Annotated in this window: 15 protein-coding genes; 6 read left to right on the forward strand and 9 right to left on the reverse strand. The window is 70.6% G+C overall.

All coding sequences use genetic code 11. The annotated features are described in order from the left end of the window. A partial coding sequence (locus ACFWY9_RS42355; RefSeq protein ID WP_378341536.1) for an RHS repeat-associated core domain-containing protein occupies positions 1-3,831 on the forward strand: 3,831 nt, incomplete at its 5' end. Further along, the gene (locus ACFWY9_RS42360; protein ID WP_378323085.1) at positions 3,828-4,214 is read left to right on the forward strand and encodes a hypothetical protein; all 387 of its coding nucleotides are present in this window, start codon (positions 3,828-3,830) and stop codon (positions 4,212-4,214) included. The genes ACFWY9_RS42355 and ACFWY9_RS42360, both read left to right, overlap by 4 nt. A 65-nt stretch (positions 4,215-4,279) precedes the next feature. Here ACFWY9_RS42360 and ACFWY9_RS42365 read toward each other — a convergent pair whose 3' ends face one another. The 5 genes from ACFWY9_RS42365 to ald form a co-directional block, all read right to left on the reverse strand. Then, positions 4,280-4,885, reverse strand: a complete 606-nt coding sequence (locus tag ACFWY9_RS42365) for a DUF4291 domain-containing protein (protein WP_378323084.1) — start codon at positions 4,883-4,885, stop codon at positions 4,280-4,282. A gap of 91 nt (positions 4,886-4,976) precedes the next feature. After that, a complete protein-coding gene (locus tag ACFWY9_RS42370) occupies positions 4,977-8,747 on the reverse strand; it encodes an ABC transporter ATP-binding protein (protein WP_378341537.1) in 3,771 nt (1,256 codons plus the stop codon). Positions 8,748-8,872: 125 nt separating this feature from the next. Beyond that, complete coding sequence (locus ACFWY9_RS42375) at positions 8,873-9,754, reverse strand: ABC transporter permease (protein WP_378323081.1); 882 nt, start codon at positions 9,752-9,754, stop codon at positions 8,873-8,875. Next, positions 9,754-10,869 (reverse strand): ABC transporter ATP-binding protein, encoded by a 1,116-nt coding sequence (locus ACFWY9_RS42380; protein WP_378323080.1) that lies wholly within the window; start codon positions 10,867-10,869, stop codon positions 9,754-9,756. The genes ACFWY9_RS42375 and ACFWY9_RS42380 overlap by 1 nt, the downstream gene beginning before the upstream one ends. Positions 10,870-11,399: 530 nt before the next feature. Next, complete coding sequence (gene ald, locus ACFWY9_RS42385; protein WP_378341538.1) at positions 11,400-12,515, reverse strand: alanine dehydrogenase; 1,116 nt, start codon at positions 12,513-12,515, stop codon at positions 11,400-11,402. Positions 12,516-12,711: 196 nt separating this feature from the next. Here ald and ACFWY9_RS42390 point away from each other — a divergent pair, with 196 nt between their 5' ends. Further along, complete coding sequence (locus ACFWY9_RS42390) at positions 12,712-13,653, forward strand: zinc-binding dehydrogenase (protein WP_378341539.1); 942 nt, start codon at positions 12,712-12,714, stop codon at positions 13,651-13,653. 228 nt (positions 13,654-13,881) lie between these two features. Here ACFWY9_RS42390 and ACFWY9_RS42395 read toward each other — a convergent pair whose 3' ends face one another. From ACFWY9_RS42395 to ACFWY9_RS42405, 3 genes are read right to left on the reverse strand one after another with little or no spacing between them, the layout of a single operon-like run. Then, positions 13,882-15,450 (reverse strand): PucR family transcriptional regulator, encoded by a 1,569-nt coding sequence (locus ACFWY9_RS42395; RefSeq protein WP_378341540.1) that lies wholly within the window; start codon positions 15,448-15,450, stop codon positions 13,882-13,884. 60 nt (positions 15,451-15,510) lie between these two features. Then, positions 15,511-15,825 (reverse strand): VOC family protein, encoded by a 315-nt coding sequence (locus ACFWY9_RS42400; protein WP_378323075.1) that lies wholly within the window; start codon positions 15,823-15,825, stop codon positions 15,511-15,513. Then, the gene (locus ACFWY9_RS42405; protein ID WP_378341541.1) at positions 15,822-16,172 is read right to left on the reverse strand and encodes a PadR family transcriptional regulator; all 351 of its coding nucleotides are present in this window, start codon (positions 16,170-16,172) and stop codon (positions 15,822-15,824) included. The genes ACFWY9_RS42400 and ACFWY9_RS42405 overlap by 4 nt, the downstream gene beginning before the upstream one ends. Positions 16,173-16,240: 68 nt before the next feature. On the opposite strand from ACFWY9_RS42405, the gene ACFWY9_RS42410 reads away from it, so the two are divergent. Beyond that, positions 16,241-16,498 carry a VOC family protein gene (locus ACFWY9_RS42410; RefSeq protein WP_378341542.1) on the forward strand — a complete coding sequence of 86 codons (258 nt, stop codon included), beginning with the start codon at positions 16,241-16,243 and terminating at the stop codon, positions 16,496-16,498. A gap of 36 nt (positions 16,499-16,534) precedes the next feature. Here ACFWY9_RS42410 and rdmE read toward each other — a convergent pair whose 3' ends face one another. Next, entirely contained in the window at positions 16,535-18,103 is a 1,569-nt protein-coding gene (rdmE, locus tag ACFWY9_RS42415) for an aklavinone 12-hydroxylase RdmE (RefSeq protein WP_378341543.1), read from the reverse strand. 170 nt (positions 18,104-18,273) lie between these two features. Between rdmE and ACFWY9_RS42420 the strand changes: the two genes are divergently transcribed. Then, complete coding sequence (locus ACFWY9_RS42420; protein WP_378323070.1) at positions 18,274-19,590, forward strand: bifunctional o-acetylhomoserine/o-acetylserine sulfhydrylase; 1,317 nt, start codon at positions 18,274-18,276, stop codon at positions 19,588-19,590. Then, positions 19,587-20,714 carry a homoserine O-acetyltransferase gene (locus tag ACFWY9_RS42425; RefSeq protein ID WP_378323069.1) on the forward strand — a complete coding sequence of 376 codons (1,128 nt, stop codon included), beginning with the start codon at positions 19,587-19,589 and terminating at the stop codon, positions 20,712-20,714. The genes ACFWY9_RS42420 and ACFWY9_RS42425 overlap by 4 nt, the downstream gene beginning before the upstream one ends. Positions 20,715-20,866 lie beyond the last annotated feature (152 nt).

A 20,866-nucleotide genomic window follows, 5' to 3' on the forward strand; every position in this document is an offset into this window, starting at 1 on the left:
CTGGGCGAGATCATCGAGAAGCTGTCCAAACTGGCCAAGCGTTTGGGTAAGCGTGGCGAGCACACGAGCGCGTCCGCCGCTCGTAAGGCCGAGCATGCCGCTGACGACGTCCACGTGCCGAAGGAGCACACGACGCCGTCGAGCGCTCACGAGACCCCGGACGGGAAGACCTCGCCGTCGAGTGCGAAGGAATCGCCATCGGACACCGGTGGCTCACCGTCCAAAACAGACGGTTCGAGCGGCGACGGCGGATCGCACTCATCGTCCACAGCGGACGGTGGATCGTCCCACGGTACTGGCGAAAGCAGCCCGAACCGGCCGCGCGACCCGCGCGAGGCCGACACCCCGCTGGAGCGACGGGTCTGTGAGAACGACCCGATCGACGTGTCGAGCGGTGAGATGGTCCTCGGGCAGACCGACGTCGAACTGGCCGCGGTGCTGCCGCTCGTGCTTCGCCGCGTTCACGTTTCTTCCTATCGCGCGGGGCTTTCCTTCGGCCGTTCCTGGGCTTCGACCGTGGACCAGCGCCTCGAGTTCGACGCGCACGGCGTGGTGTTCCTCGCCGACGACGGAATGCGGCTCGTGTATCCGGCGCCCGAACCCCACGGTGAGGTCTTTCCGCGAACGGGGCCGCGCTGGCCGCTGGCGGTCACCGAGGACGGCTACACGATCCGGCGGCGCGACACGGGGGTCAGCCTGCGTTTCGCCGGAAGCGAGTCGTCGCGGTCGTTCCTGACGGCGATGGTCGACCGGTCCGGCAACAGGATCGACTTCGATCGGCCGGACGGAGTGTTGACGCGGATTCGTCATTCGGGCGGTTATCAGGTGAACGTCACGGCCGAGGCCGGCCGCGTCACCGGGCTGTGGCTGGCCGCCGCGTCCGGTCCGGACGTCCTCCTGGCCACCTACCGTTACGACGGGCCGGGCGATCTCGTCGCCGTGGGCAACTCGTCGGGCAGGGCCCAGGCGTTCACGTATGACCGCGAAGGCCGGATCACGCAGTGGACCGACCGGAACGGCGAGTGGTACCGGTACTTCTACGACGCGCAGGGCCGCTGTGTCGCCAACCAGGGGTCGGGCGGCTTCCTCAACGGCACGTTCACCTACGATCCGGCGGGCCGGAGTACCCGGTTCACCGACGCGCTCGGGCACAGCACGGTCTACGAGTTCGACGCCGCGGGCAACGTCACCCTGCGGGTCGATCCGCTGGGCCGCGCGACCCGCCAGGCATGGAGCGCGGACGGGCTGCTCCTGTCCAGGACGGACCCGCTGGGGAACACCACGAGGTACCGCTACGACAGCGCGGGCAATCTGCTCGCGCTGACGCGGCCGGACGGCACCGAGGCCAGTGCCGAGTACAACGACCTCGGCAGGCCGGTGTCCACTGTGGACCCGGACGGCGCGGTGTGGTACCGGGAGTACGACGAAGCCGGCCGTGTCGTCACCGTCGTCGATCCGATGGGCGCCAGGACGCGGTGCGGGTACGACGAAAAGGGCCAGCTGGCGGCGGTCACCGACGCGCTCGGCCGGACTCGCCGGACCGAGACCGACGCCGCCGGACTGCCTGTCGTCGAGATCGCGGCCGACGGCTCGGTCTACCGGTACGGCCGTGACCAGTTCGGCAGGGTCACCACGATCACCGACCCGATGGGCGGTGTCACGCGGCTGTCCTGGACGGTCGAGGGCAGGTTGCTGAGCCAGACCGCACCCGACGGCAGTGTGCGGCGGTGGCGGTACGACGGCGAGGGCAACCGGATCGCGTCGATCGACCCGGAAGGCCGGGTCAGCGCTGTCGAGACCACCCACTTCGATCTGCCCGCCGCCGAAATCCGCCCGGACGGCACCCGGCTGACCTTCGGCTACGATCCGTTGCTGCGCCTGACCTCGGTCACCAATCCCGACGGCCTGACCTGGCGCTACGAGTACGACGCCGCCGGGCAGCTGGTCGAAGAGACCGACTTCATGGGCCGCCGTGTCCGGTACGTCCACGACGCGGCCGGGAATCTGGTGCAGCGGACCAACGGCGCCGGCGAGGTGGTCCGGTTCGAGCGTGACGTACTCGGCAGGCTCGTCCGGCGCAGCCACGGCGAGGTCGTGGAAAGTTTCGAATACGACGCCGCGGGCCGGATGGCGAGTGCGCGCAACGCGCACACCGAACTCGTGTTCACCCGGGACGCGCGGGGCAGGGTGCTTCGGGAGTCCGTCAACGGGCGGGCGGTGGAGTCGGTGTACGACGCGCTCGGCCGCCGGACGGTGCGCCGCACGCCCACGGGCGCCGAAACCCGCTGGGAATACGGGGCTGGCGCGCAGCCGGTCAAGGCGCGGCTGGGTGAGCGGACGCTGAGCTTCGGCTACGACGCGGCGGGCAGGGAGACCGAACGGCTGCTCGACACGGGCACCATCCTCGCGCAGGCGTGGGACGCGAACCACCGGCTCGTCGGCCAGACCGTGTCCGCGGTCACCACCGGGCCGTCCGGGACCGCCGGCCGCGCGCAGCTCGTCCAGCAGCGGGGGTACGAATACGCCAGGGACGGGCGGCTGACCGCCGTCCGGGATCACCTCCTCGGTGACCGGGTCTTCGAACTCGACCAGGTCGCCCGGATCACCGGCGTCCAGGGCACCGGCTGGTCCGAGCGGTACTCCTACGACGCCTCGGGCAACATCGTTTCGGCCGAGTGGCCGGGTTCCGCCGCCGGGCACGAGGCCGCCGGTGTGCTCGTGAAACGCGCGGGGAACATCCGGTACCAGTACGACAGCCAGGGCCGGGTGGTGTGCCGCACCCGGGAACGTCTTTCCGCGAAGAACGAGGTCTGGCGCTACGAATGGGACGCCGACGACAAGCTGAGCGGCGTCGTGACCCCGGACGGCACGCGGTGGCGGTACCGCTACGACCCGCTGGGCAGGCGGATCGCGAAGCTCCGGCTCGCGGCGGACGGCGAGATCGCCGAGCGTGTCGACTTCACCTGGGACGGCATGACGCTGGCCGAGCAGGTGCGGGACGACGCGTATGCCACGACGTGGAACTGGGAGCCGGGAAGCTTCCGCGCGCTGAGCCAGACCGAACGTGTCCGCGGTGACGAACGCGGGCAGGACTGGGTGGACGAGGCGTTCTACTCCATCGTCACCGACCTCGTCGGCACGCCGTCCGAACTCGTCGACACGACGGGAACCGTGGTCTGGCGGCGCCAGGCGAACCTGTGGGGCCAGGAGATCGCGCCCGCGACCGAGGGTGCCCGGACGCCGCTGCGGTTTCCCGGCCAGTACTTCGACCCCGAGACCGGGTTGAACTACAACAACTTCCGGCACTACGACCCGGAGACCGGCCGGTACACCTCGAACGACCCGCTGGGGATCGCGGGGTCCTCGCACCCGCAGGCGTACGTGCCCAATCCCACGGCGGCCATCGACCCGATGGGGCTCACCCCGTGCCAGACCTTCTACAGCGTGCAGGACCCAGCGGACGCCGAGCGGCTGCTGAACCAGGGAGGTGAGCCGTGGCCGTCCGGTTTCGACCACGGCACGTCACGCGACGAGTTCGGTCCCGGCCTCTACACCTGGGAGACCAGGGAGCAGGCCGAGCGCTATCTGGAACGGGTCAATGCCCGCGGCGGTAACGCGGAGATCCTGGAGCACCACATCTCGGGTGAGGACTTCGACCGGCTCCGCTCCGCGGACCTGACCACTATGGACGATGACACCGCGACCGCCATCTGGAACTCGGAAGGCAGGCACGGCTACGACCACGTCCGGCGTAACACCGGGAACTTCGGGCCGGAGAACTACTTCTCCAGCAGCGTCTACCACCTTTTGCAGACAAGGAGACCCACATGACGGCCGAGGCCGTGGGAGAACACCGGTTGCGGCGCCAGCAGGGCGGGCGTGGTTACTTCGGGCACGCGAAGGTCCGCCTTGTCCGCCGTGAGGCGGGAAGCCCGGCGGTGGTCTGGGCGGTCCCGGCCGACGACCGCGCGTCCGTGCAGCCGGGCACGGACGCCGAATTCGTGGACGCCGCGATCGCCGGCGCCGAGGAAGGCCTCCGGCTCCTGGCGGATCCGGACCACGCGGTGCGGCTGGAACAGGTGCTGATGAACCTCGCCGACATCGACGCCACCGCGACCCGGGCGGCGGCCACCCTCGCGGTGTTGAACGCCGCCGGGGTGGACGATCGGTACGTCAGCACCTTCGACGGTGGCTGGCAGGTCGTGCCCGCCTAGCGCGGTGTCCACTGTGGACCGTATCGCGACCGTCGGCCGCTGGGCGCGACGACGCGGTTCGGCGATCAGGCGGAAATGCCGATCGACGCGGCCAGCCGCGGGTCCAGCGGATAGGGCTTCTCCGCGGGGAGCAGGTTCTCGGCGTCCGCGGTGCGGCCCTCGGCGAGGTGTGCCTGGATGGCGTGCATGGTGGCGGTGACGTCGGTGATGCCGGTGATCCACGAGTCGACGTAGCGGTCGACGGCTTCGCCGCTGAGTCCGATTTGGACGCTGCGATGCGACAGCGGCCGGTGCCGCAGGTCGCGTTCCGGATCCCACTGCAGGCGGACCGGGCTCGTCTTCATACTGGCTCGCCAGGCTTGTTCGTCGGCGTGGAACTCCGGGTCGTAGTGGCTGAGCGCCGCGTGCCGAAGCGCCCAGGCGAAGCCGTCGCGGGAGATGTCGACGGCGAGGACGCGTTCCTGGCCCGGTTTACTTCCCCAGCCGCAGCGGTAGGCCATCCACAGGAAGGACGGTTTGATCCACGTCATCCGCTCCCGCTTGAACGGGGCGACGAAGGTGCCCGCGTCGAGCGCCGCGTCGGCGATTTCGGCGTTGTAGGCCTGGTAGACCCGGATGGTGGTCTCGGTGTGCACCGCCCGGATCTGCCGGCGGGGAATTCGGTCGTTCATGCCGTGATGGTGGCAGGATCCGGGGCGGCGAGCGATGTCATTTCCGTTGGTCTGTCCACTGTGGCCTGATCCTGAGTGGGGGACTCGCGGGTCATGCCAGGGACCAGAGGCGGGCGTAGTGGCCGCCGGCGGCCAGCAGTTCGGCGTGGGTGCCTTGTTCGATGACACGGCCGTGGTCGAGCACGATGATGCGGTCGGCGCGGGCGGCGGTGGCCAGGCGGTGCGCGACGACGAAGGTGGTGCGGCGCCGGGTCAGCTGGTCGGTGGCACGCAGGACGGCCGATTCGGTGGCCGGGTCCAGCGCGGCGGTGGCCTCGTCGAGGAGCAGGATGTCCGGCTCGACGAGTTCGGCGCGGGCGAGGGCGACGAGCTGACGCTGCCCCGCGGACAGGGAACGACCGCGTTCCCCGACCGGTTGCCGGAAGCCCGCGGGGAGCGCGGCGACGCCGTCCAGCGCGCCGACGGCGCGGACGGCGGCCTCCACCTCGGCGTCGGTGGCGGACGGGCGGCCGTAGCGGACGTTGTCCGCCACCGTGCCGGAGAACAGGTGAGCTTCCTGGGGGACCACACCCATCCGGCCGCGTAACCCGGACAGGTCGTACTCGCGGACGTCGGTGCCGTCGATGCGGAGTTCGCCGCCGGTGACGTCGTAGTAGCGCGCGATCAGCTTCACCGCTGTCGACTTTCCGGCGCCGGTCGCCCCGACCAGCGCGACGGTCTCGCCGGCGGCGACGTCGAGCGAAAGGTTCGCCAGTGCGAGGTTTTCCGTTGCGGCGTAGGCGAAATCGACATCCTTGAAGCTGACCTCGCCGCGTAGCCGCTCCGGGACCGCGACCGGATGCTCGGCCGCGGGGACCGAGGTCGGCGTGCGCAGCAGGTCCCCGATGCGGTTCAGCCCGACGCGTGCCTGCTGGTAGCCGTCGAACACCGAGGACAGCTGCTGGATCGGCGAGAAGAACTGTTCGAGATAGAGCAGGAACGCGACCAGCACACCCGCGGACAGCACCCCGCTCGCCACCCGGTTCGCGCCGACGACCAGCACCGTGGTCGTCGCCAGATCGGACAGGAACGCCACCAGCGGGAAGTAGGTGGCGATGTAGGCCTGCGCGCGCAGCCGGGAGCGCCGGTAGTCCCAGCTGCGTTCGGCGAACGCCGCCGCGGAACGCTCCTCGCGGGTGTAGGCCTGGGCGACGCGCAGGCCGCTGAGGTTCTCCTGCATGTCGGCGTTGACCACGCTGACCCGCTCGCGGGCCTCGTCGTAGGCGCGCGAAGCGAACCTGCGGAAGATCACCGTCGCCACGAGGAGGACGGGCAGCACGGCGAGCGCGTACGCGGCCAGCGTCGCGTTGATCACTAACAGTGCCACGGAAATCCCGGCCAGTGTCAGCACGGAGACGACCGCCGTCGCGACCCCGGTCTGCAGGAACGTCGAGAGCGCGTCGACGTCCGTCGTCATCCGGGTCATGATCTTCCCGGCGAGTTCACGCTCGTAGTAGTCGAGGCCGAGCCGTTGCAGATGTGCGTAACTGCGCACCCGCAGGCTGTAGAGCACGGTCTCGCCGACTTTCGCGGTGAGCCGGGTCTGGAGGTGCACGATCAGCCAGTCGGCCGCGATCACCAGCGCGCCGATCCCGGCCAGCAGCCACACCACCCAGGCCACCCCCGCGCGCACGCCGTGGTCCACGCCCTGCTGGTACAGCGCGGGCAGCGCGATCGAGGCCAGCGCGTCGGCCGCGACGAGGCCGATCACCGCGACCAGCGGCCAGCGCACCGGGCGCAGCAGGCGGCCGAGCCGGAAGCCGGGGTCGGGCGCCGTGATGTCCACATCGGACAGCCGGGGCCGGTCCTTCGCGGGCGGGAGCGCCCGGACGCCGTCCAGCAGTTCCTGTGTCGGGGGAAGGGCGAGCGCCGCGCCATCGCCCCGGCCGCCGACGAACCCGCTGCCCGCCGCGCCGGCGGAGCTGCGTTCCCTCGCCGCGTCGGCCAGATCGTCGACCTCGTCGCGGGAATCGTCACGCGGCCACAGCGCCGGGGTGACCCCGGACGGGCCGCATTCCAGGCCCTCGCACCGGCACTTCTCCTCGACGTCGTCACCCGGCCCGGCCACCAGCTCGCGGAACAGGGCACAGCGCTCCAGCAACTCCGCCTCGGTGCCGACGTCGACGACGCGGCCCGCGTCCAGCACCGCGATCCGGTCGGCGAGCGCCAGGGTGGACCGCCGGTGCGCGATCAGCAGTGTCGTCCGGCCCGCGGTCACCGAGCGCAGTGTTTCGTGGATCGCGGCCTCGGTCACCGTGTCGATCGCCGAGGTCGCGTCGTCGAGAACGAGCACGCGCGGATCGGTCATGAGCGCCCTGGCCAGCCCGAGCCGCTGGCGCTGACCGCCGGACAGCGTCAGCCCGCGCTCCCCGACCTGGGTGTCGTAGCCCTCGGGCAGCGCGCGGATGAACTCGTCCGCCTCGGCCGCCCGCGCCGCCGCGACGATCTCCGCCTCGTTCGCGTCCGGTCTGCCGTAGGCGATGTTTTCGCGCACCGACGAGGAGAACAGGAACGCCTCCTCGAACACCACGCCGATCGACTGCCGCAGATCCTTCAGCCGCACGTCCCGCACGTCGGCACCGCCGACCTCGACCGTGCCCGCGTGGACGTCGTAGAACCGGGGCAGCAGCAGGGAGATCGTCGATTTCCCCGACCCCGCCGTGCCGACCAGCGCCAGCGTTTCCCCCGGTCTGGCTTCCAGGGACAGCCCGTCGAGCACCGGCTCGCTGCGGGTGTAGCCGAACCGGACGTCCTCGAGCCGGATCCCGAGCGGCCCGTCCGGCAGCGGCACCGCGTCCGCCCGCTCCCGGACCTCGGGCTGTGCGTCGATCAGCTCGTACACCCGCTCCGCGCCCGCACGGGTCAGCTGCGCCTGCACGACGAACGAGGAGAGCATCCGCGCCGGGCCGATCAGCGCGGCCAGATACGTCGCGAAGGCGAGGAACGTGCCGAGGCTGATGGTGCCGTGCATGGCAAGGAGACCGCCGAACGCGAGCACGGCGACCTGCCCGGCGGCGGGCAGCGCCGAGGTCGTCGCGGTCGGCACCGCGGCGAGCTTCGCGGCGCGCAGCCGCTCGGCGAACAGCAACCGCGCGGTGCGGCGCAGGCGGGAGACCTCGCGCTCCTCCTGCCCGAAACCCTTCACCACGCGGACCCCAGAAACCGTTTCCTCGACGTGCTGGGCGACGTCGGCGGCGCGCTGCTGCGCGGACCAGGTGGCCGGGAAAAGCCGTTTCCTGCTGCGCGCCACCACGATCCCGACCGCGGGCCCGACCACGAGCGCGATGAGCGTGAGCACCGGGGACATCCACAGCATCGCGCCGAGCGCGAGCACCGAGAAGATCACCGAGCCGGTGGAAATGGGGAACTGCATGAGCAGCGCGCTCATCAGCTGCAGATCGGTGATGGCGCGGGAGGCGACCTGGCCGGTGCGCAGCGAGTCCTGCTTGCCGCCGTCGAGCCGGGAAATGGCGCCGAACACCCGGCGCCGCAGGTCGTGCTGGACGTCGAGGGCGAGCCTGCCCCCGACGTACCGCCGGGCGAACGCGCTGGCGAAGGTCAGCAGCTGCAGGCCGACCAGCGCCGCGGCGAGCACACCGAGCTGCTCCGTCCGCCCCGCCACCGCGTCGTCCACCGCCGCCCGCACCAGCAGCGGGCTCGCGGCCTGCAGGCCCACGCCGAGGATCGCCGCGCACAGCGAGAGCACGACGAGGGCGGGGTGCGCCCAGCAGGCGGCGGCGATCCGGCGGGCCCAGCCGGGCTGCCGGTCCGCCGTCTCAGCCGCCGGGAGCCCTTGCCGGGCGCGGGTCGGGGTGGTGGTCACTTCTCCACATTAAGCGCCACCCCCGACAAGTTTCGCCGCCTGACCTTCCGGACGTACTGAAGGCCACCTTGAGGGACGTGAATTCCCTCAAAGTGGCCTTCAGCGGCCTTACCGCGCTTGGCGGCTCAGGTGATGTCGCGGCGCTGGTTCCCGGCCCAGCCCGCGGCGAAGAACACCATCGTCCACGCGAAGAAGATCAACGCCGAGGCCCACCACGAGAACACGCCGGGCGCGCCGGCGGCGAGCTGCAGGCCCAGCTGCGACCAGTGGTCGACCCCGTCGGGCAGGTTCAGCGTGTTGATCCCGAAGGCGTTCGCCGCGATCCCGCCGACGATCCCGTTCGCGGTGCCGTTCGGCAGGATCCCGCCGAGGACGTCGGTGACGCCCCACATCGAGACCACCAGGACGTTCTCCACGATCAGGAACCACACGAGCAGCAGCACCACGGCGAGCGTGACATTGCGCAGCACCGCGCCGAACCCGATGCCGAACAGCATCACCAGCACCGAAGCCAGCACGGTCCCGCCCAGCGCGGCCAGCCACTGCGGCCCGCTCGGCAGCCGCCCGGAGTCCACGCTGAGCACCGTCGCCAGCGCGGACACCCCGAAGCTCACGAGGCCGTAGAGCACGCCCCACATGATGTAGGTGAGCATCTTCGCGGACAGCGCGGTCAGCCGGTTCGGCGCGGTGAGGAACGTCGTCGTGATCGTCTTGCTCCGGTACTCGCCCGCGAGCGCGAACACCCCGAACAGCGCCGGGATGATCTGCGCGATGTTGACGCCGTGCGCGATCGCCAGCATGCCCACCGGCAGCGCGTCCGCGTTCAGGCCGACCGACGCGGCGATCTCCCTCGCCGTGCCGCGCCCGATGTAGGAGGCGAAGTTGTTGGTGATCCGGCCCCAGACGAACGTCAGGCCGAACGACACCACCACGAGCGGGATGAGCAGCACCCACCAGGTGTTGAGCGTCAGCGTCTTGCGGAACTCCGCCTTGATCAGGTTCCCCATCAGCGCTGGCCTCCCCAGCCGTCGTGCTGCCCCTGCTGCTGTTGCGGCTGCGGCTGTGGTGGTGACTGCTGTTGTTGCGGCTGCCCTGGCTGATACCCCGGCGGCGGCCCCTGCTGCTGATACCCGGGTGGCGGGCCGTACCCCGGCGGGACCTGCTGCTGAGGCGGCCCGTATCCGGGCGGTGGTCCCTGCTGGTACGCGGGCGCGCCCGCGTACTGACCCTGGGTGAGCTGGAAGAACAGCCGCTCCAGATCGGCGGTCTCCTCCTGCATCCCGTACACCGCGATCCCGGCCTTCGCCGCAAGGTCACCGATCTGCTGCACCGACGACCCGCTCACCGCGACCCGCCCGTCCGGCGTCGGCGTCACCTGCGTGATCCCGTTCTCCTGCAAGGCTTTCGCCAGCCCCGCCGCGTCAGCGGGCTGCACCAGCACCCGCGACTGCTGGCTCTTGCGCAGCTGATCGAGCGAACCGTAGTACCGCGTCATGCCCTGGCTGATGATGACGACCTGGTCGATCGTCTGCTCGACCTCGTTGAGCAGGTGACTCGACACCAGCACCGTCCGGCCCTGCTGCGCGTACCCCCGCAGAAAGTTCCGCAGCCACAGGATGCCCTCCGGATCGAGCCCGTTCGTCGGCTCGTCGAGCACCAACACCTGCGGGTCACCCAGCAACGCCGTCGCGAGCGCCAGCCGCTGCCGCATACCGAGCGAGAACCCGCCCGCCTTCCGGTCCGCCGCCGCGCCGAGCCCCACCAGCCCGAGCACCTCGTCGGCACGCTGATCCGGGACACCGATCGCCGCCGCGTACACCCGCAGGTGATTCCGCGCGGTCCTGCTCGGATGGAACCCTTCGTTCTCCAGCACCGAACCGACCACCCGCGCCGGATTGCCCAGCTGATCGTGCGGGCGGCCGTTGATCGTCGCCACCCCCGTCGTCGGCGTGACCAGCCCCAGCAGCATCCGCAACGTCGTCGTCTTACCGGCGCCGTTCGGGCCGAGGAAGCCCGTCACCGAGCCCGGCTCGACCGTGAAGCTCAGGTTCTGCACCGCGTTGACCGGGCCGAACTGCTTGCCGAGGTTCTGCACCACTATCCGGCCGCTGCCGTCGTGCATACCGTCCCCTTTTTGTCACCCGAGGTTGAATCGGGCGCCATCCTGCCTCACCCGGGCCGAACGTGCGTGCGGAACGCCCCTAACCGTGCCCCGGCGACCTCCGTCACGTTCGCCCGCGGTGCGGCCCACGTAGCTCTCCGTGCCCGAAACCCCCGATTTTCGGCTGGTGAAGACGTACTTGCCGTGAGCTACACAACGAAATCGGCAGTTTGTGCACCCCGGTGCAGCGAACTCGGCGCGCATTACTTAGACTGGAACACGGCGGCCCGCTCCCAGTGACCCCCAGGCTGGTTGAGCGGGTCGCCCTTATCTTGTTCGCGCTTCGCGCTTCCCAAGGTCCTTGTACTACCCGGGGGCCGAGCCCCCGGACCCCCACGGTGCGGCAACTTCCGACCCAGCGTGGTTCCTTTGGCATCGGAGTCGGCTTCGGGCCTGGCGGCCCTGGCCTTGTTGTCACTTCTGACCCAGCGTAAGAGTGAGGGCCCCTCGAGGTGTGGCTCTAGGGGCCCTCAGCGGGAAAAGGGTCTGGGTTAGGCGAGGACGGTGGCCAGGTCGGTGTGGGGGAGAGAGTGGGCGACGGCGACGGGTTCGTTGGTGAGGTGGCCGTCGTGGGTGTTCAGGCCCTTGGCGAGGGCGGCGTCGGCGCGGAGAGCCTGCTGCCAGCCGTGGTCGGCGAGCTGCACGGCGTAGGGCAGCGTCACGTTCGTCAGGGCGTAGGTCGAGGTCCGCGGCACCGCGCCGGGCATGTTCGCGACGCAGTAGAAGACCGACTCGTGCACCTGGTAGGTCGGGTCGTCGTGCGTGGTCGGCCGCGAGTCGGCGAAGCAGCCGCCCTGGTCGATCGCGATGTCCACCAGCACACTGCCCGGCCGCATGCGCGCGACGAGGTCGTTCGACACCAGCTTCGGCGCCTTCGCGCCCGGCACCAGCACGGCGCCGACGACGAGGTCGGCCTGCAGCACGGATTCCTCGATCGACAGCCGGTTCGACGTCACGGTCCGGATCCGGCCCCCGAAGTCGTTGTCGATCTGCCGCAGCCGATCCACGTTCGTGTCCAGGATCTCCACGTCCGAGCCGAGGCCCAGCGCGACGCGCGCGGCGTTGAGGCCCGCGACACCGCCGCCGATCACGACGACCCGCGCCGGGTGCACACCGGGGACACCGCCCGGCAGCACGCCGCGGCCACCGCTCGGCTTCATCAGCGCGAACGCGCCGACCTGCGGAGCCAGCCTGCCCGCGACCTCCGACATCGGGGCCAGCAGCGGCAGCGCGCCGTTCGGCTTCTGCACCGTCTCGTAGGCGATCGCGGTGACGCCCGAGGACAGCAGCGCGTCGGTCAGCGGCCGGTCCGCGGCGATGTGCAGGTAGGTGAACAGCACCTGGCCCGAGCGCAGGCGCGGGTACTCCTCGGCGATCGGCTCCTTCACCTTGAGGACGAGCTCGCCCTCGGCCCACACCTCGTCGGCGGTGGCCAGGATCTTCGCGCCGGCGGACACGTACTCCTCGTCGGAGATGGACGAGCCGACGCCCGCCCCGGTCTCCACGAACACGTCGTGGCCGTGGGTGACCAGCTCGTGCACACCCGCGGGGGTGAGCGCGACCCGGTACTCGTGCCGCTTGATCTCCCGGGGAACGGCGATACGCACTGCTGCCTCCTGAGGCGGGTTCTGCGTGTGCAAGTCGTGGTGCCACTCACGGTGATGTACCCGGACGGCGGTGTCATCATGCTCCGAGAACAAAGTTCGGCGGAAAACCTGGTGCCGTGAGAACAGTGTTCTTGACCTCGAGTCCGGTCGAGGTTGCACGCTGTGTGCCTGCTGATCCGGTGAGGGAAGGGTGTTCATGCGCGCGGTGTGGCTACGAGAGTTCGGCGGGCCCGAGGTGCTCGTCCCGGGGGAGGCACCCGATCCGGTGGCGGGACCGGGGCAGGTCCTGATCGAGGTGGCGTTCGTCAACGTCACCTTCGTGGAGACGCAGTTCCGGGCCACGGGCGCCGGCCCGTACCGGGCGGAACTGCCGATGATCCCGGGCAACGGCGTCGGCGGGGTGATCAGCGCGGTCGGGTCCGATGTGGACTCCGCGCTGATCGGCAGGCGCGTGGTGACCTCGACCGGGGGTTCCGGGGGCTACGCGCAGCGGGCGGCGGTGGACGCGGCGACGGTGTTCGCGGTGCCGGACGAGCTGGACACCGACGTCGCGGTGGCGCTGCTCGCCGACGGCAGGACCGCGACCGGTCTCGTCCACGCCACCCGCGTCGCGCCGGGGGAGCGGGTGCTGGTCGAGGCCGCGGCGGGCGGGGTGGGGAGCCTGCTCGTCCAGCTCGCCAAGGCGGCGGGAGCCGAGGTCGTCGGTGCGGCGGGCGGGGCGGAAAAGGCCGCGCGAGTACGAGAACTCGGCGCGGATCTCGCGGTCGACTACCGCGAACCGGACTGGGCGGAGCGGGTGGGCGCGGTGGACGTCGTCTTCGACGGAGTCGGCGGGGCGGTCGGCACCACGGCGTTCGGGCTGCTGCGTGCAGGCGGCCGGATGGCGATGTACGGGCTCGCCAGCGGGACGTGGGCCGAAGTGTCCGAAGAGGACGCTCAGGCGCGCGGGGTGACGCTGGTGCGTTCGATCGGCGGGCCGGAGGAAATGCGGGCGTTCACCGAATCGGCGCTCGCCGAGGCGGCGCTGGGCAGGCTCGCCCCGGTGATCGGGCAGCGGTTCCCGCTCGACCGCGCCGCCGACGCGCACACCGCGATCCAGACGCGCGGGACCGTCGGCAAGACCCTGCTGGTGGCGTGATGGACGTCGGGATCACCTTCACCGCGCGGGCCTTCGGACCCGAGGGCGCGACCGGAAGATCTGTGCCGCGCGAACGGAATCCGGGCTACTCGCCGAGCCGCGGCGGCCGGTAACGTCCTTTGTGGATTGTGATGCCGTGAAGGCCCCCTTCACGGCGCTGAGTGCTGTAAAGGACCCCTTCAGAGCGGTCCGGTACGCCGAGGGACCTCCTCGCCACGGACAAACCGGTCAGCTCCACCGCAACGCGACCAGCTGGGTGATCAGCGCCAGCCGCACATCGGGATCGTCGAGGTCGAGCGGGACCAGTTCGAGCAGCCGCCGCATCCGGTAGCGCAGGGTGTTGGGATGGATCCGCAGTTCCCTGGCCGCCGCGCGCGGGTCGCCGGGGTGCCGCAACCATTCGTACAACGTGTCGGCGTAGCCCGCGCGGTTCGCCTGGTCGTGGGTGTGGAGCGCTTTCAGCGGTCCCAGGTCGGCCACCTTCGCCGCCGCGCCCGACGTCGCGGCGCGGTGCAGGGCGAGCGCGGTCCACACCTCCTCGAAGGCGACCACGTGCTCGTCGACCAGGTCGGCGCGCAGGAGCCCCAACGCTTCGTCGGCCTGCGCGCGCGACACGGCGAGATCGCCGATTTCCCCTGCCGACCCCGCAGCGGCTCGCAGGATGCCGCCCCGGCGCTTCGCGGGTTGCTCGGTCAACGCGGTCCGCAGCTCGCTCCAGCCACCCGGGCCGGTGGTGTCCGGCACGACGGCGTAGAGCAGGCCGCCCAGTTCCGTGGCGACCGGACGGCGGCCGATGCCCTGGGAAATCCGTTCCAGCAAAGCCAATCGCGGGCCTTCGGCGTCCCGGCCGTCGCCGCCTGCGACCTCGATGACGACCACGCGGTGGGGTTCGTCGGACAGGTCCAGCTCGGCCATTGCCTTACGCGGCGTCGCGCGTCCTTCGAGGACGGCGCGCAGGAGTTCGGCGGTGGCGCGGCGCTGCGCGTCGGTGTGCGCGCGCCGACGGAGCAGATGCAGCGCGACGACGGGGGCGGCGTCGGCGAACGCGGCCGCGCGCTCCTCCGACACCGGTCCCGCCACGACCGCCCACATCGAACCGAGCAGTTCGCCGCCCATCCGGATCGGCACGATGAGCCGGGGCAGTGTGCCGTCGCGCTGGGCGGGCACGAAGATCGTCTGCCTGCCGCGGGAAAGCTCCCGGAACACGCCACGGGAGCGGAAACGCGCCAGCACGTCGTCGGGGATGCGGCGGCCCATGATCGTCGCGACGCGCGCGGGGTCGGTCAGGTCCTGCCGCGCCGAGTAGGCGAGTACGCGCGAGTTCGTGTCCTCGATGGTCACCGGCGCGTCGACGACCGCGGCCACGGCGTCGGCGAGGCGGAACAGGTCGCCGGAGCCGGGATCGCCGCCGTTTTCCAGCGACTCCGACTCGTCGGCGAGCGCGTCGAGGACGGTGCGGAGCAGCCACACCAGCTGCGCCCACGACGTCGCCGCGTGCACCTGGACCAGTGCGATCCCGGCCGACTTCGCCGCGCGCTTCACCGTCGGCTTGGCCGCGAGGGGCGGCTTCAGCAACACCGCCGCGGCACCCTGGCGCGCACTCGCCTTGACGAGTTCGGCGGCATCGGCCGCCTCCGTGACGGCGACGCCCAGCACGAGGTCGCCGCCGGAGAAGCTGGACGATCCGCCGGGTTCGGCGATCACGACGTCGGCGACGGCGGGCGGGTCTTCGGGCAGCTGGAGCGCGTGGAGCAGCGTCGGCCCCACCCTGTCGACCACGTTGCGCACCGAGACCACGGAGACATTGTGTCCGACCCGCCGGTCGCCCGCTCGATACCGGCATCCTCGACGTGGCGATCAGACCTGGGGCGGGGTGCGCGCGTCGATGTCCTCGGGCGTGAACCGCTCTCGTTTCGTCGTGAGCGCCCACCGATGCCCGTCCGGGTCGACGACGCGCCCGTAGCGCTCGCCGAAGAACAACTCCTCGACCGGAGCCTCGACCCGCGCCCCGGCGAAGACCGCGCGGCGCGCGACGTCGACGAAGAGCACGGTCCCGTCCGGCAGCGCCGTGCGGAACAGCTCGATCGCGTCGAACGCCTTGGTGTAGAAGGAAAGCGCCGCGTCGACGTCACGGACGAACAGATGGGGGACCAGCCCGAGCGTGCGGCTCACGCGCTTTCCGCCGGGCCTTCGAGGAGCCCGGCCTCGCCCGCCGCCGCGACGAGCCTGGCCAGCAGTGCGGCCTCGCGCGCCACGGCTTCGCGACCGGCGGGGGTGAGGCTGTAGTAGCGGCGGCGGGAATCGGCGCTGTCGCCGGGTACCTCCTCGACGAGCCCGTCGGCGGCCAGCCGGGTCAGCGTGCGGTAGAGGGTCCCGGGGCCCAACTGGACGGCCCCGTCGGTGATGTCGCCGAGGAAACCCATGATCCCGTAACCGTGTGCGCGGCCGAGCGGCCCGTTCGCCATGGCGAGCAGGACCTGGAACGCCGCGGGGGTGAGCGGTGGGTTGCCTTCGGCCATCCCGGCAGTCTACAGTCCGAACTGGTTGTATCCATGGTGGATATATCCGGGAAGAGAGGGAGACGTCCATGACGATCCAGGGGGTCACCAAGGTCGTGCTGGGAGTCCGGGACCAGGCGCGGGCGAAGAAGTTCTGGTCGGAGATCGTCGGCTTCCCGGTCACCACCGACGCGCCCTACGGCGACGACATCGAGAAGACGTACGAGGAACTCTCGGCGAAGGGCGTCGAGTTCCCAGTCAAGCCGGAGAAGCAGCCGTGGGGATGGTGGGCGATGTTCGTGGATTCCGAGGGGAACCGCTTCGCGTTGCAGCAGAAGGACTCGTGAGCGTCCCAGCCGGTCAGAACGCTCACGAGCCACTTCTCATCGGCTGAGCACCCGCCCCAGCACGTTCCAGAGCTCCCCGGCCGGATCCGCGACCGGCTCGACGCCGCGCCACGCGACGATCCCGTCCGGCCGCACCAGGCTCGCGCCACCGGTCGCCAGGCCGGAGCGCGCGGCGGACGAAGCGTTCAGCACGTGGCAGACGAGCCGGATTCCCGTCTCGGCCGCGATGTCGGCGACCGCCGGGCACCACCGCGACCCGTCCTCGGCGCACAACACCACCCACTCGTGCCCGAAAACGTCCACAGTGGACTTGGTGAAGCCGTCGACCGTGATCGGGACGTCGGGGAAGCGGAAGCCGGGTCGCCCGCTCGGCTCCAGCGGGTTCTCGCAGAGGGCCGCGTCGTCGTCCTCGGCGAGGACGGCGGTCGACCGGTAGCGGAAGCCGAGCACCGCCGCGAACGGATCCTCGGGCGGCGCCAGATCGGAGACGTCGAGATCCGGCCGCATTCGCTCCTTCAGGTTGTGCAGCGAGGCGTTCACGATCATCTCGGCGATCGGACGACGCTCGGCCTCGTAGGTGTCGAGCAGTTCGTCGCCCGCGTCGCCGCGTAACACCGCCGCCAGTTTCCAGGCGAGGTCGGCGCCGTCGCCGACCGCGGTGTTCCCGCCCTGCCCTCCGGTCGGCGGCGTCACCTTCGCCGCGTCCCCGATCAGGAACACCCTGCCGGAGCGGAATCGCTCGGCGATCCGCGCCGCGATCTCCCACGGGCCGGTCCACTGGATCCGTGGTTCCAGTTCGGGAAGATCGGTCGCCAGCCGGATCAGCTCGACGATCCGCTCCGGCGGGAAGTCCGCCGGGCTCTGCCCCTTCTCCGGGAAGTAGTCCAGGGAGAACACATACCGGTTGGGAATGTCCGTATTGGACAGACCGCCGACGAACTCCGGGTGCTGCAGGTAGAACAGGTCGGTGATGCCCGGCTTGACGCGATCCCCGAGGTCCGCGTCGAACACGATGCCGAGGTTGTGTCCCAGTACGCCCTTGCCCTGGGTCGTGATGCCGAGGTTTTCCCGGATTCCGCTGCGCCCGCCGTCGGCCGCGACGAGGTAGCCGGCGCGCACCACGGTTTCCTCGCCGGAATCGCGATGGCGCAGCGTCGCCGTGACGCCGTCCGCGTCCTGGGTGAACGCGATCAGTTCGGTGCGGAAGCGTACCCGCGCGCCGAACTTTTCCGCCTGTGCCAGCATGATCGGCTCGACGACCTCCTGGCCCGCCATCCCGAACGGCATCGACGTGGCCGCCGAGAAGTCCGGCTCGTTGAAGTCGTCCATGATCCGGTTGAACACCGGGCCGGCCAGGCTCGACGCGACCGTGATGCGCAGCCCTTTCGACGCGCGCGGGCTCGCGTTCAGCACCGCGTCGTCGATCCCGGCCCAGCGGAACAGTTCCATCGTGCGCGGGGTCTGCCCGGTCGCCCTCGTGTGGATGGCCGTGCTCGCGTGCCGCTCGACCGTCAGCACGTCGATTCCCCGCTGTGCCAGGAACATCGTCGCCGACAGCCCGCCGAGCCCGGCGCCGACGACGAGGACCTGTACCCGCTCCTCCATGATTATCTCCCTGCCTGTGAATTTTGATCCCAGAGATATCTTAGCTAGAGAGATAATTCTGTCAACTCCCATCTCGTGGGAGCCCTTGGGCTGCTCCGTTCGGCCCAGCTAGCTTCGAGTCCCAGCTGGTTTCGAATCCCTGTCGACCCCTTGAGCCGCAAGGAGAATCCATGAGTGCCGACGCATCCGAGACTGCTGCGTGGTCCTTCGAGACCAAGCAGATCCACGCGGGCGCGGTGCCCGATCCGGCGACCGGCGCGCGGGCGACACCGATCTACCAGACGACGTCGTACGTCTTCCGCGACAGCCAGCACGGCGCCGACCTGTTCAGCCTCGCCGAGGCGGGCAACATCTACACGCGCATCAACAACCCCACCCAGGACGTGCTGGAGCAGCGGATCGCCGCGCTCGAAGGCGGGGTCGCCGCGCTGGCTTTCGCCTCGGGCACGGCGGCGACCACCGCGGCGATCCTGAACCTCGCGAACGCGGGCGACCACTTCGTCTCCAGCCCGGCGCTCTACGGCGGCACGTACAACCTTTTCCACTACACACTGCCGAAGCTGGGCATCGAGGTGTCGTTCGTCGAAGACCAGGACGACCTCGACCAGTGGCGTGCCGCCATCCGCCCGAACACCAAGCTCCTCTTCGCCGAGACGCTGGCCAATCCCGGCAGCAACGTCCTCGACATCCGCGGGGTCGCCGACGTCGCGCACACGGCGGGCGTCCCGCTCATCGTGGACAACACGGTGCCGACGCCGTACCTGCTGCGGCCGATCGAGCACGGCGCCGACGTCGTCGTGCATTCCGCGACGAAGTACCTCGGCGGGCACGGCACGACGGTGGCCGGGCTGCTCGTCGACGGCGGGACGTTCGATTTCGGCAAGGATCCGGCGAAGTTCCCCGGCTTCACCGAGCCCGACCCGAGCTACCACGGCCTGAAGTTCTGGGAGGCGCTCGGGCCCGGCGCGTACGCGGCCAAGGCACGCGTGCAGCTCCTGCGCGACACCGGCGCCGCGATCGCACCGCTCAACAGTTTCCTTATCCTGCAAGGAATCGAGACGCTGTCGCTGCGCATCGAGCGGCATGTGTCGAACGCGCGGGCGCTCGCGGAATGGCTGGAACAGCGCGACGAGGTCGAGAAGGTCTACTACGCCGGTCTGCCGTCCAGCCCGCACCACGCGGCGGCGCGGAAGTATCTGCCGCGGGGTGCCGGCGCGGTACTGTCGTTCGATCTGCGCGGCGGTGTCGAGGCGGGACGCGCATTCGTCGACGGGACCGAATTGCACAGTCAGCTGGTTAACATCGGTGACGTGCGAAGCCTCATCGTGCATCCGGCGTCGACCACGCACAGCCAGCTTTCGCCGGAGGAGCAGCTGTCCAGCGGTGTCACGCCCGGTCTCGTGCGGCTCGCCGTCGGGCTGGAGGGGATCGAGGACCTGAAGGCCGACCTCGAAGCCGGATTCCGGGCGGCGAAGGCGGTCCTATGAGCGATACCGGTGTCCCGCCCGTCACGGGAGCGTGGCGGGCGGGGGATCCACTGGGCCGACGCCAGTGGATCACCGGCCCCGGCCCGCTGCGGCTGGAGGCCGGTGGCGTGCTGCCGGAGTTCGCGATCGCCTTTGAGACTTGGGGAACGCTGAACCGGGACGCGTCGAACGCGATCCTCGTCGAGCACGCGCTCACCGGCGACAGTCACGCCGCCGGTCCCGCCGGGCCCGGACACCCCAGCCCCGGCTGGTGGGACGGGCTGATCGGGCCGGGACGGGCGCTCGACACCGGCGAATTCTTCGTCGTGGTCCCGAATGTGCTCGGTGGTTGCCAGGGCTCGACCGGGCCGTCCTCGCCGGATCCGGACGGCCGCGCCTGGGGCAGCCGCTTCCCCGCGGTGACCGTGCGCGACCAGGTGGCCGCCGAGGCGGTACTGGCCGACGCGCTGGGCATCGAGCGGTGGGCCGCCGTGCTCGGCGGTTCGATGGGCGGGATGCGCGCGCTCGAATGGGCGGTCGGTTTACCCGAGCGGGTCGCATCGGTCCTGGTGCTGGCCTCGGCCGCGCGGGCGTCGGCCGAGCAGATCGGCTGGGCGGCGCCACAACTGCACGCGATCCGCGCGGACCCGCATTGGCACGGTGGCGACTACTACGGTTTCGGCGCCGGGCCCGCGGCGGGGCTCGGCATCGCCCGCCGGATCGCGCATGTCACCTATCGGAGTGAACCCGAACTGGCGGAGCGCTTCGGCGGCCGGTATCAGGACGGCGAGGACCCGCTGCGCGCCGGGCGGTTCGCCGTGGAGTCCTATTTGGACCATCACGCGGACAAGCTGGTGCGGCGCTTCGACGCGGGCAGCTATGTCGTGCTGACGGAGTCGATGAACACCCACGACGTCGGACGGGACCGCGGCGGGGTGGCCGCCGCGCTGGGCCGGGTGCGCGCGCGGGCTGTGGTCGCGGGCGTCGACAGCGACCGGCTGTACCCGCCGTACCAGACGGCGGAAATCGCGCGCGGAATCGCCGGGGCGGGAGAGGCGTCGGTGATCGCGTCGCCTTACGGGCACGACTCGTTCCTGATCGAGACCGACCAGATCGCCGCGCTGGCGAAGTCGCTGCTGGGGTAGTCGGCGGCGAGGTGCTGAAGGACGCTTTCAGTGCGTTGGCCGTGCTGAAGGACGCCTTCATTGCATCGAGTGCACCGAAGGCGTCCTTCAGCACATCCGAGGCTCACTGATGTCCCGAACGACGCGTTCGAGACGATCAACGTCCTCAACGC

The organism is Amycolatopsis sp. NPDC059027 (assembly GCF_042739735.1).
In the GTDB taxonomy this organism is placed as follows: Bacteria; Actinomycetota; Actinomycetes; order Mycobacteriales; family Pseudonocardiaceae; genus Amycolatopsis.